This is a genomic window from Nonomuraea sp. NPDC048901, from assembly GCF_040649695.1.
Lineage (GTDB): Bacteria > Actinomycetota > Actinomycetes > Streptosporangiales > Streptosporangiaceae > Nonomuraea.
The window spans coordinates 203,244-215,639 of record NZ_JBEZFW010000004.1 but is presented as its reverse complement, the minus strand read 5'-3'; the positions used below and the strand labels follow the sequence as shown (position 1 = coordinate 215,639).

The following is a 12,396-nucleotide window of genomic DNA, read 5'->3' as shown; positions in this document are numbered from 1 at the left end:
CATGCATCACCCTATGCCATCTGATATAAACATGCCGCAGCACGCAAAGACCCGAGACCGACGCATTTATCAGCGTCAACACCGGGAAACGGATCTCGACTGCAGGCTTGGAACCCATATGCCGTTGAAGGACTTCGTAGTCGCAACACCACGCCAGCTCCCGGTTCTCATTCTCGCGGACGTAAGCGGGAGCATGATACATGAATCAAAGATCGAAACGCTCAATCGCAGTATCAGTGAAATGCTCCGTTCCTTCAAGGAACTTGTGGAGACCGACTACGAGATCACGGTGGGCGTCGTCACTTTCGGTGGCTTCGAGGCGCGGCTGCACCATCCATTGGCCCCGGTGGCTGGCTATGAATGGCGCGATATGCCCGCAGAGGGGAGGACGCCACTCGGCCACGCCCTGACTCTCGCGCATGATGTGCTCGAAGACCGCGCCCAGGTCCCGAGCCGATCCGGTAAGCCGGTCGTAGTCCTCGCGTCCGACGGCATCCCGACTGACGAGTGGGAAGAGCCGCTGCAGCGGCTGCTCCTGTCGCCACGAGCCGGCCGGGCGACAAGATTCTCTGTAGCTATCGGCAACGATATCGACGAGCAGGCCATGCATGTGCTCGAGCGCTTCGCTAAGGACGGGGCGGAGGGTGTCATCAGGGCTGAGAATGCGCACCGGATCGTTGAGTTCTTCAGTTGGCTGACGATGAGCATCAGTCAGCAGGCTGTCAGCGGACAGGCCGATTTCCAGCCGCCGCCGCTCACCGGTCGCGCCGCCGACGTGGTCGTCGAATGAAATGACCGTGACTTCAGTCAACCGGCCATGGTTCGGGGCATCGGTCTGCGGGCCCGCTCATCGACGGGCAGGTGTGCCCAAGCAGGATGCGTGGAAGGGATTCCGTGGCCGGTTCGGCTCACTCGTCGTAGTGGCAGACGGCCTGGGCTCGCGCGCGTACGGTCGCGAGGGAGCTTTGGCGGCCTGCCGGGCCGCATATCGTGCCGTCCGCGAACTCGGGGCACCGAATCTCCCTCAGCCTGAGTCGCTGTTCCGGCTGCTCGAGCGGACATGGCTGGACGAAATCGCGCCACGCGATCCGGGTGAGTGCAGCACAACCGTTCTGTTCTCGCTCATCCATCCGTCCGGCGCGACGCTTCTGGGACAGATTGGTGATGGTTTGATCGTCGTCGGCGGCGATACGACGGCCGATGTGTTGGGCCCGGAGGACAACACCTTCGGCAACGAGACCAGCGGTCTCGGCATGCCCCACCTTGCCCCGGTCTGGCACAGTCGTCTCCTGCCCTCCTTGCCTGCCAGCTCGCGCATACTTCTGGCGACCGACGGCGTCTCCGACGATCTCCATCCGCGGGCGCTCAGCGGGTTCATCGCGGAGCTCGATCGGGATTTCGGGCCGTTCCCCCCAGGTGAGCGCCATCGGCGGCTCTGCGCGGCCTTACGCGACTGGCCCACGGCCGGCCACTACGACGACAAGACCCTGGCGCTGCACTGGCGGGGACAGGACGGTGTGACGTGCTTGTAGAGCTGCCCCGCAAGGTGCGCACGGCCAGCGGCACCACCTTGGAGCTCGTGCGCGAGTTGGGAAGCGGCGGCCAGGGAGCCGTGTACGAGGTCGCCGGTGGCCGCCATGCGGTCAAGCTGCTGAAGGAGACCGGGGCGGGGTCCACGCGCGACTGGGCGATCAGGCTGCGCGACCTCCGACGGTTGCCGGTCGACGGGCTGCCACTGGCCCGCCCCATCGACGTTCTCGCCCCGCCGCTGACGGGCTACGTCATGGAGCTGGTCTCTGGCATGGCGCCCCGCAGTCGGGTAGCAAAGGTCCGGCCGGGCGAACACGCAGCCGAGCACTACCGGGACACCGGCGGGCTCCGCCGCAGGCTGGCCATTCTGGCCGGCGTGGCTGACGCGCTCGCTTCGCTGCACGCTCGGGGGCTGATCTACCAGGATCCGTCGCCAGCCAACATCTTCGTGTCGGAAGACGTCCAGCGCTCCGACATCTGGCTAATCGACACCGACAACCTGACCTTTACCGGGGCGTCTGGCCATACCGTTTACACCCCTCGATACTCCGCACCGGAGCTCGGCTCTTCCGGATGGTCGGCCAACACTCTCAGCGACTCCTTTGCCTTCGCCGTGGTGGCGTACGAGTTACTTACCCTCGACCATCCCTTCGTCGGCGACGAGCTGTACGAGGGCCTGGAGGACGATGAGCTCAACGCTCTCAACGGCGCTCATCCCTGGATCGACCACCCAAACGACGCGTCGAACCGGTCGACCCGCGGCGTACAGCCCCGTGATCTGGTGCTCGGACCCGAGCTGAAGAGCCTGTTCCAACTCACCTTTGTGGACGGACTCCGCCAGCGCGAACACCGGCCGGGCATCGGTCGGTGGGCCACAGCCTTCCGGGCGGCGCTGTCCTCCACCGTGCCGTGTACGGCCTGCGGCATGACCTACTACTACTACACCTCCCAGGACAGATGCCCATGGTGCGATGATGCGCCCCGGCCCGCCACCCTGGGCGTGTGGGTCTTTCTCGACCTGGCTTCCATGCCAACTCCCACCGTCGGCGAAACGGACAACAGCCTCCGGCCCATCGAGCGCGCAACCGTGCTCGCCGTGGAGAACCAGGAAATCCTCCTCACCCGGGGAACGGTGCTCGGCGAGGTGCCGAATCCCGGCCGCCCGATGTTCCAGCTCTGCTGGAGCGAGGGCTATCTGCTGATCGCCAACTACTCCGGTCAGGTCGTCAACATCGTGTCACCGGACGCCGTGCGCTCCCAGCCGCTCGCCGACGGAGCGGTCGGCAAGCTCCCGGCCGTGGTGGACCGCGCCATGTGGAGCGTGCGCGTCGCCAGGAAAGACCGGCCCGACAGGTGGCTCTGTTTCATGGTGAACCCCGGAGGACCGTCGTGAAGCTGTCCCAACTCCCCTATGGCGCGATCACGACGATCGACTTGACCAGCCCTGATGATGGTTTCTCCACCGGAGCGGTAGTGGGTGACGAGATCACCTTGCTGACGTCGGCGCAATCAGGAGTGGTCATGCTCCGCGCTGGCGAGTCCGCCTGGCGCGTGGCCGGCGCCGAGCCAGCCCACCAGGATGCTCTCGACCTGGTCATGGACACGAACCTGCCCAGGATCGCCTGGGTCACAAACGCCGCCAAGGGTAGTCCGCTCACCGTTCGAGTTCATCGGTTCGCGCAGGCGGTGAGCTGGGACGACAAGCTCATCATCGAAGTAGACGACGAGAGCCTGCGGTCCCTCACGAGGGCGCGCTCAGGGAAGATGACCATGAAACGCGCGCTGGCCTGGCTGGAGGCGGAATTCTTGCTGCCCCACGCCGACCGCTCGTCGCGGCGGCTCTTTGCCTCCGCCGGGCCCTCCCACGCGGTGGCGGCAGGAGGTGGCGGCTTCTCCCTCTACGGGAAATCCACCATCGCCCATATCGACAAGCAGGGTGATCGCTTCCGGGTGAAGACCGTCCGGCGCGCCGCTGCGAAAAGTTCGCACAATGTAGCGCTGACGGTGGTCGAAGCCGAGGTTGCCTTCGACGACGCCCGATTCACCACCACGTTCCGCACGGAGCACAGCGCGGCCTTCCAGGAACTGCTCAGCAGCGGGCGGCAATATCTCAACTACTGGGACGATTACAGCAAGCGCGAGCGCGAGCAAATCCTCTCCCGTGCGCTGGGTCTTGGGTTCGCCCGCTACACCAAGATCAAGAAGATCGACAAGTCGACGTACCGCTTCCATCTCGAACCCCAGGACGGCATCGACTTCTTTGGCCGACTCGGCGAGGGGCGCATCGAACTCGAGGCGGCCGCCGAACCACCCGAGGACTTGTTGCGCGGCGCACTGGAGATCCAAGGGCGCGGACCGGATGTCGGGTTCACCGGGACCATCGTGCGTATCAACCCCGCCGCGCACACCGTCGAGCTGCGTGCTCCCGAATGGCACGAGGACCCTTCCCCACCGGCCGAGCAAGGCTCGATCTTCCTCAGTCTTCTAGGCGACAGGCAGCGGCTGAAGCGGCAGGTACGGGCACGTGAGCGCATCGTCGGGATGCGTACGCCGATGCCGCATCTCGGCCCGCTGCTAGAGGGCCGCCCCGTACAGGCGCCCCGCCGCGGGAGCAGGGAGATCCGGCCGAGAGAGCTGGCCGCGTTCGCCCAGTACGCAGGCAGATTCACGGACAAGCAGGAAGAGGCTGTGCGAATTGCGTTGAACACGCCGGACATCGCCCTCATCCAGGGGCCACCAGGCACCGGTAAGACCAGCGTCATCACGGCGATCGAGGAATGCCTCGTGGAGCTGGGCAAGAAGGCCGGAGACGTCGGGCACAGCGTGCTGCTCACGAGCTTCCAGCACGAAGCGGTTGACGAGGTAGCCCGACGAACCCAGGTGCTCGGACTGCCCGCCGTGAAAGTCAGCTCACGGCGGCGCAAGGAGGACGACCGCCAGGTTCGGGAATGGTGTGAGCGGATGACCACGGCCCTGCGCGCGGACCGGTCGCCGACGGGCGAGCTGATGCAAGCGGTCAGGCAGGTCGAGTCGCTGGTGATCGGCTACGGCAAACAGCCGCCCTCACCGCCCCGTACCCGGGAAATGCTCGAACAGATCGACCGGCTGGTGGGCGATCGGCTGCCAATCGTTCTGCGCTCGCGGCTCGTAGCCGCTCGGGACAACCTGATGACGGAGCCCCAGGTATCCCGGCCCGACGCGGAGAATCTCGAGCCGCTTCGGCGCGCGATCTCCGGCCTCCGTGTGCATCCGGCCGCCTTCACCGATGACGGACCGCACATGGCACGAAAGGCGCTGCTTCGGTTGACCGCCTACGGTCACCTGTCCGCCGCTGAGGTCAGGCTGCTGGAGGCGGCAGCCGACTGGGAGGGCGACAGCGTGCCGCCGTTTTTGGACCGGCTCGTCGTGCTCAGGGATCGGCTGCTCGACCTGACCGCGCCGATGGCCGCGCCTATTCCAACGACCATCGACGACGAGCTGATGGAGTTGCTCGATGACGTGGTGCGGACGTTACGCCACGTTCTCTCTACGTCTGGTGAAGGGGCCGCGGCCGCGATCGAGCATTTCCTCGAGGAGCTCGAATACGACACCGAGGCGATCGCAGGCGCAATCCGAGATTTCACGGCCGTGCTCGCTGCGACCTGCCAACAGTCGAGTTCGAAGGCCATGGCCGACGAGATCCGCGACACGGGTGACGGGATCATGTTCGACACCGTCATCGTCGACGAGGCCGCCCGTGCCAATCCCCTCGATCTGATGATCCCGCTCTGCTTGTCGAGACGGCGCATCATCCTGGTCGGCGACCACCGGCAGCTCCCGCACCTCCTGGAGCCAGACATCGAGAAGGATCTGGAATCCTCGGCGGAGGCCGAAACCCTGGAGGCGCTCCGGCAGAGCATGTTCGAGCGGCTCTTCCACTATCTACGTACCGCACGAGCCGACAGCGGGCTCTCCCGGCGGGAGATCACCCTCGACCAGCAGTTCCGGATGCATCCGGTTCTCGGCTCCTTCGTCAGCGACGCCTTCTACTCCGACGACACTGCAATAGACAATGGTCCGGACACGGAGAATTTGAGACACGGCATCGAACGCTACGGCGATGCGGTCGCGGTCTGGGCCGACATCAGCAGAGAGCGCTCAGGACCAGAGATCAGCGGGCGCAGTAAATCTCGTGCGGCCGAGGCCGACTGGATCGCCGACGAGCTGAAGCGGCTGGTGACAGAGACGTCGCCCGATGTCGAATTCGGGGTGATCACGTTCTACCGGGCCCAGGTCAACCTCATCTGGGCGGCGTTGCACGGTGTCGGCCTGGCAACCCAGATGCCCTCCGGCGAGTACCAGCCAGTGGAGAAGCTTGTGGGACGACTCCACGTCGGCACGGTGGACGCCTTTCAAGGGCGCGAGTTCGACGTGGTCCTGCTGTCCGTGACCCGGAGTAACGATCTGCCGGGAGGGCAGCCGCGCGCGAATCGTGCCAAATACGGGCACCTTCTTCTCACCAACCGCCTCTGCGTGGCCATGAGTCGGCAGAAACGGCTGCTCATCGTGGCCGGTGACGCCGCGATGTTCAGTCCAGAGAAAACGGGTGGAGAGGTGCGGGGACTCGTCGAGTTCAAGACTCTGTGCGAGGGAGAGCACGGCCGTGTCCTTCGCGTCTGACAGCCTGATCCTGGACTTCGGCGGGCTGCGTGCCGCGCCGCCCGGCTGCCGCTGGCTGCTATGGCCTGCCTGGTGTTGGCGAGTCCTCGCCCCCGACTTGGCGGCACGGCGACTGAACGCTTTCGAGCGGGTCGTCGCCCGGCTCTGCCAGGCAGGCGTCACAGACTCCAAGAAGCTCGCCGAGCTCACCCAACTCCATCCCGACCTCTGCAATCAGGTGCTGCTCATGCTCCACCAGAGACGGCTCGTCGACAGACAGGGCAGGCTCACCGAGCAGGGCACCGCCGCGCTCAAGGGAGAAGCCTGGGACATCTCCATGTCCAAGGTCGTTCACGTCTTTCAAGACCCCTTCGGCGATGCAGCAGGGCAGGGATTGTGGCCTGCGGTGCGGGAGGAGCTCGCGTACGCGAACGTGGACTACGGATCCGGCGGCAAACCGCAACTTCGTGCGAAACTCCGACGGGACTCGCCATCGGTCTTGCCCCTTGTCCCCTACGTCCGGGACCTCTCACGACCACGGCGCCCGAGCCCGGAGGCTATCCTGGCGGCGTCGCGGCAATCCCTCAGGGCTCAGACCGAGCATGAGGGCACCGTCCGGGACCGGGTCCCCTCCGCACACGTCGGCCGGGTCTCGTTCATCGAGGACAGGCCCGAGGCCGTCTTGCTGATCGCCGGCCTGCGCCTGCCGGAGGACGCCTTGTCCGGCGGTGACTGGGAGGTCCTCGATCCCTTCACCCACCGGCCCAGTGCCTGGCTCAAGGACCGCATGCGTACCAGGGCGGCGGACGACGCGGGGCTGGCCGCACTGATCGCCGAACTGGAAGGGGAGCTGGATCCGGCCGACGCCGCGCTCCGCCAGGAGGAGTATCGCCGGGAACGCGCCCAGGCCGCCCATCGCGTGGAGAGCCGGTCGGGGCCGTGGATCAGCGACCCGCAGCACGCGAAGGTCTTCGGGCTGCTAACCGAGATCGAGGCCGGCCTCGCCGAAGCCGAAGCCCTAGGCGGGTTCGGCGGCAGGCGCAGACAGGCCGCGGTCAACGACGCGGGAAAGCTGCTGGAGCACGTTTTTGCGCAGGTGTACGAGACCTATCCGCTGAACAAGGCTTACCGCAGCATGCTTGGCGGCGAGCTCGGACCGGAGATTCTGGCGGAACGCCTCGGCGACGCTGTGCGGATCCTCGCCGCCGAATCGCCGCTGCCCATGGGCCTCACGCGCCAGAGCAGCGATCAGGTGGCCAGGGCGGCGGCCGGATACCTGCCGTCGCTCCGTGCCGGCCTGGTGACAGCCCTACTCGCGGCCGCTGAGCACCCCGGCCACCCGCTCCGGTCGGCCCTGGAGCAGGTCCCTTACCTCTGCGATCTCCTTGACGGCGTGGCGCAGTTGCGCAACGACGGTGCCCACCAGAAGGACTTGGAGCCCACACAGCCAAGGGCAACGGACGTCCTCGAATTGGTCTACTGGACCGTTTCAGCTCTCCTCTCACCATCAACCACAAGGAAAAGAACCCTCGATGCCCCGATCCCGCAACAGCTCGCAGATACCGGTGCGTAAGAACCCCGCAGTGGAGCTCCTCAAGCGTGATCTCAAAAAGGCGGAGGGGCCAGCGAAGAACGTCGCGAAGAAGGAGGATGTCGAAGCCGATCCGGTGTCCGCGGTGCCGGACGACGTCGCGCTGACCGACGCGCAGGAAGCGTGGAAGCAGGCGCAGGAGCTGGCCGACCTCTACCGCAAGGCTAGAGACAAGTACCACAACGCGAATTCCGAACTCGAGCGACGGGAGCGGGAGCTCGAAAAGGAGGCGAATCGGGTCGCCGAGCAGGAGAGCACCCTGCGCGCGGACGCCCTCGGCATCAAGGCAGAGCGACAGTCCCTGGCTGATTCCAGACGCGAGCTGGAGGAGGAGGGACGGCGCCAGCTCCAGGCCGGGCGAGAGTCCGCGGAGCGACGGGCTCACCTGGACCGGCGTGAACGCGAGCTCAACCAGCGGGCCTACGAGATCGAAACCGCCAGGATCGACGCGGAGGCGGGCTTTCTCGAGCAGGAACGGGTGGCTCTGCATCGGCTCGCAGAACAGCGGGAGAAGCTGCTGGAGGATATCGAGCACGACCGCGAACACTTTCGCGAGGAGTTCCGGCAGCGCAGCAAGAAACTGAACGAAGAGCTCAAGCAGGATCGAGACGAGCTCCGCCAGGCCCAGGAGCGGGCGCGGACGGAACTCGATCGCGAACGCGCAGAGCTGGCAGCGCAGGAAGGGCGTCTACGTATTTGGGAGCGACGACTGCAGGCGGCGGACGAGATTCAGGAGGAAGATCGCGAACATCTGCATCAGCAAGCCGAACTGGCCGTGGCCGCCCGGCTGGAAAAGCTGGAGCTGCTGCTTCGCCAGCGGACAGTGCAGTACGAGACAGCGGTCGAGCACGCGCGCAGTCTCGAAGTGCAGGTCGAGCAGCACAACGAGGAACTGCGCCGTGCGGGGCACGAAGCACCCGAGGCGCTCAGCAGGCGGGTGCAACAGCTCACCACGGATAACGCCGCACTGCAGCAACGGCTCAGCGCACTTCCCAGCAGGCTCGACGTGGAGGAGCTGGATCGTCTAAAAGCGGAACACGGCCAGTGCCAGGTGATGAAAGGCCGGCTCGAACTAGAGAACGCCCGGCTGCGCAACGACCTGAGCTCCTACACCATTGCAGTCACCGAACTGGAACAGCTTCGCGAGCACCGTGACATGCTGCAGCACTCGGTAAAAGTGCACAAGCAGCTGCTGGCGGACGCCCGTTCGGATCTAGACGACGCGCTCAGCAGCGCCGAGGCGGCGTCGCCCTTCCCAGGTATGAAGGAACTCGACGAGACTGCCGCCCTACAAACGCCAGCGCCGGTCGAGAACAGACCGCCCAAGCTGGAGGAACTCGTCGGCTACATCCAGCAGCGGATCCTCGCGGACAGGAAACACCGGCGCGGCGAGACCCCGCTGGCCTACTCCGGCAGGGACATCAGATGCCTGCTCGCCGGTCTCGCGACGACCAGGCTACACATCCTGCAAGGGATGAGCGGCATCGGCAAGACGACGTTCCCCAAGGCGTTCGCCCAGGCCATCGGCGCCGACTATGAAGTGATCGAAGTACAGGCGGGATGGCGCGACCGGCAGGACCTCATCGGCCACCTCAACGCGTTCGAACGCCGCTACTACGAGACGCGCTTCACCAAAGCGATCTACCGCGCTGGCTGCGCAGCCCATCTCCAGCGCCCCTTCTTCGTCATCCTGGACGAGATGAACCTCGCTCACCCCGAGCAGTACTTCGCCGACATCCTGTCAGGCCTGGAGAACGAGGGCACCCCGCTGCGGCTGCAGCTCACCTCGCATCCCGTTACCCCTCTAGCCGACCTGCTCATCATCGAGAGAGGAGTGCAACTGCCTGTCCCCGACAACGTGTGGTTCTTCGGCACCGCCAACCACGACGAGACGACGGTGCAGTTCGCAGACAAGACCTATGACAGGTCCCACATTATCGAGCTCCCCGTGGCGCCGCCCGACCTGGAGATCGCCGAATGTCCCGCGCGAGCACCGCTGTCGCGCAAGGCCCTGATGAAGGGCTTCGCCGAGGCCTGGACCGCGCAGCGCGCCGATCAGAACCTGGTGGTGACCTTCTTCAGAGAGAACTTCGCCCAGGTGCTTGCCGACTTCAAGCTCAGCTGGGGACCCCGGCTCGACCAGCAGATCCGAGACTTCGCCCCGATCGTGGTCGCGGCCGGTGGCTCCTACGGGGAGGCTGCCGACCACATACTGGCCACCCGCATCCTGCGCAAGCTCCGCGGCCGCTACAACCTGCGCCCGGAAAAACTCCAGGAGCTGCGCGAACTGGCCGACGAGCGCTGGCCCAAGCTCGACAAGAGCAGAGCCGGTGAGCCGATCGCGACCCGGGCCCTGCTCGACGAGCTCATGACGCAGGAGTGAGCGCACATGGGCGAAGGATTCTGGGACCGGGTGACCGGAAGGCGGCTGCAGCGGCTGCCGAGCCGACCGCTGCTCGGCCGTTACCAGCTCGCCGGTCCCGGACTCGTCAACGGACGCGCGACGGCGGCATACGCGCACATCCTGCCTGACCTGGCGGCGAAATGGTCGGCCGCCGCCGAGGGCTGCGTGGCGGAAGGCTCACTCGGTCAAGATGCGATGCCGGAGTACGTAATAGCCACTCGGACCATCTCGATTGCCGCTGAGCTGGACGCCGCCACCGACTCCTCCATGGAACAGTCCCCCGGCACAGGGTACGACCGGTGGGCCGCAGTGCTCCCCGTGGCCACCGACCTGATCACGCGTCTGCAGACTACCCACGGCCGTGATCCGATCGCCGCGCTGGAACGCGAGATGGATGCGAACCTCGGCCACCTCGAACAAGTCTGCCTGCGTCCCGAGGCGCGGCTGTCACGCGTCGAGCAAGTGGACCCCCTGTCACGTGCCCAGCGCACCGCACCCCGCGCGCTCTCCCATCTGGCCGCCCATACCGAGGACTGGGAGAGACGCACGATTCGCGGCGTGTACCCCAAGCGCCTGCTGAGCGTGCACAACGAACCCGACGTCGATCTGTACGAGAACCAGGTGGCCGTCCGGCTCGTCGATCACCTGCTCGCGTTTCTCGAATGGCGCCGCAGCAGCCTCCAAGCCGCGCTCGACATGCTCAAAGATCTGGACGACCTGCAGGAGCTCACCGGGCAACTCAACGACCGTCATTGGTGGACCACCTGGCGGCTGGCCTCGTTGCTGGGAGAGCTCGTCTCATCGCTAGGACAGCTCTCCGATTCCGACAATCTCCGCTCCAGCGCGAGTGACCTGCTGCGGCGGACCCGCGAGCGCCGGGCGAGACTGGAGCGGCTGCGCGCCTCGCGCCTCTGCCAGAACAGGCGCCTGCGGCGCCACGGCGAACTCCCTTCCGACCTGCGCCAGACCAACCTGTTCACACACCATCAGGAATACCGGCGGGTTGGCGCTCTCTGGCGGGCCTGGGCGCGCGCGAGCAGGGAGGCGGACATCGACGCCTCGTTCTCGTTGCGGGAGTTCTGCGATGGCTTCGATCGCTTCGTCGGCTTGCTCATCGCTCGTTCGCTCGGCGCGCTGGGATATCGGGCGACCAGTGAGCGACCACCAGTCCCCGGAAGCCAGGACGTCGTCTACGCACGGCCGTCCGGCGATGTGGTCGTCCTGCGCAACCAGCCGGACGGCACTTTCGAGCTGTTCCGCGACGGTGCCCGCGTACTGATCATCGTGCCGCTGCCACATCCGCTTGCCGCCGAGCCTTCCAGAGCGGCCCTCCACGCGTTCCTCGACGACCCCGGCGCGACGGCTCAGCCTGAAGGGGGCCCTGCTCGCATCATCGTCTATCCCGGCACGCGCGAAGAGCAACGGACGCTGCCGCCACGCCTCCTCAGCCGAATCGACACGGTCGGCAACGACGTACGCGAAGGCACCGCCGCTGGCATCCTCCCGGTGGCCCCAACCGAGATCGACAGCGTGGAGCGAATGATACGGGCGGTGCAGTGGGCGCTGGTCGCGCCCGACGCAGCCGCCTATCCTCCCGCGGTCCGGTGCCCGGCGGAAATGGGTGAGAAGATCTTGGCCGGGCGCGGCACCTGGCTCGGCGCCGGTGAGCTCGACCAGCTGATGGTACTCAGGCCGCCGGCTCAGGCCGAGCTGGAGCACGTCACCGGGCTGATGAGGGCGTGGTCCGGCGAGCGGGGCGCGCTGGCCAGACGACGGGAGCGGGACAGCGCGGCGGCGATGTTCCATAAGGAGCTCGAAGCCGCCCTCGGCGTATTGGACCGGCTCAGCATATGTCCCGTGTGCGGGAAGAAAGCGGAAGCGGAGCATCAGTTCACGTTGAGAAAGGGCACGTTCCGGATCGCCTGCGCTCGGTGTAGGAACGACTGGGGGACACAGACTTGCAGATGGTGCAAGGCCCCATTCCCCACAGTTCAGCTGCGCAGAACCCAGCTCAGCAGCGATCCCGGCCCGGTCGAGGCGTCAGGCCACGGCATCCTCGCGACCTCCTGTCAGCGAGCCGGCCAGTTCACCTTCTACATCTGCCCGAACTGCGGGAGATGCGGAAACGAGGGCGCCCGCGCTGAGCGGCCGTGCCATCGATGCGACGTGGACGATTCTCCGCCCGATCATCCGGTCGGCGGAGCCGATCCCTCCAACGGCGAATAGGAAAGAC

General features: G+C 66.1%; 7 protein-coding genes. All 7 read left to right on the top strand.

Annotated elements, in window-relative coordinates; genetic code table 11:
• The first annotated feature begins 31 nt into the window (after positions 1-31).
• The 7 genes from AB0C30_RS14825 (at position 32) to AB0C30_RS14795 (ending at position 12,389) form a co-directional block, all read left to right on the top strand.
• Entirely contained in the window at positions 32-790 is a 759-nt protein-coding gene (locus AB0C30_RS14825; RefSeq protein WP_357943461.1) for a VWA domain-containing protein, read from the top strand.
• A gap of 1 nt (position 791) precedes the next feature.
• A complete protein-coding gene (locus AB0C30_RS14820) occupies positions 792-1,532 on the top strand; it encodes a PP2C family serine/threonine-protein phosphatase (protein WP_357943460.1) in 741 nt (246 codons plus the stop codon).
• Positions 1,523-2,923, top strand: a complete 1,401-nt coding sequence (locus AB0C30_RS14815) for a protein kinase (protein WP_357943458.1) — start codon at positions 1,523-1,525, stop codon at positions 2,921-2,923. The genes AB0C30_RS14820 and AB0C30_RS14815 overlap by 10 nt, the downstream gene beginning before the upstream one ends.
• Positions 2,920-6,189, top strand: a complete 3,270-nt coding sequence (locus AB0C30_RS14810; protein WP_357943456.1) for an AAA domain-containing protein — start codon at positions 2,920-2,922, stop codon at positions 6,187-6,189. The genes AB0C30_RS14815 and AB0C30_RS14810 overlap by 4 nt, the downstream gene beginning before the upstream one ends.
• Before the next feature lie 97 nt (positions 6,190-6,286).
• The gene (locus tag AB0C30_RS14805) at positions 6,287-7,741 is read left to right on the top strand and encodes a hypothetical protein (protein ID WP_357943454.1); all 1,455 of its coding nucleotides are present in this window, start codon (positions 6,287-6,289) and stop codon (positions 7,739-7,741) included.
• Between the two features lie 10 nt (positions 7,742-7,751).
• Positions 7,752-10,142 carry an AAA family ATPase gene (locus tag AB0C30_RS14800; protein ID WP_357943452.1) on the top strand — a complete coding sequence of 797 codons (2,391 nt, stop codon included), beginning with the start codon at positions 7,752-7,754 and terminating at the stop codon, positions 10,140-10,142.
• Positions 10,143-10,481: 339 nt separating this feature from the next.
• Entirely contained in the window at positions 10,482-12,389 is a 1,908-nt protein-coding gene (locus AB0C30_RS14795) for a hypothetical protein (RefSeq protein WP_357943450.1), read from the top strand.
• The last annotated feature ends 7 nt before the right edge of the window (positions 12,390-12,396 follow it).

What these genes read in the sequence shown, in the direction of transcription:
- AB0C30_RS14825 (WP_357943461.1), top strand. Translation starts at nt 32, where the DNA reads ATGCCGCAGCACGCAAAGACCCGAGACCGACGCATTTATCAGCGTCAA.
- AB0C30_RS14820 (WP_357943460.1), top strand. Translation starts at nt 792, where the DNA reads ATGACCGTGACTTCAGTCAACCGGCCATGGTTCGGGGCATCGGTCTGC.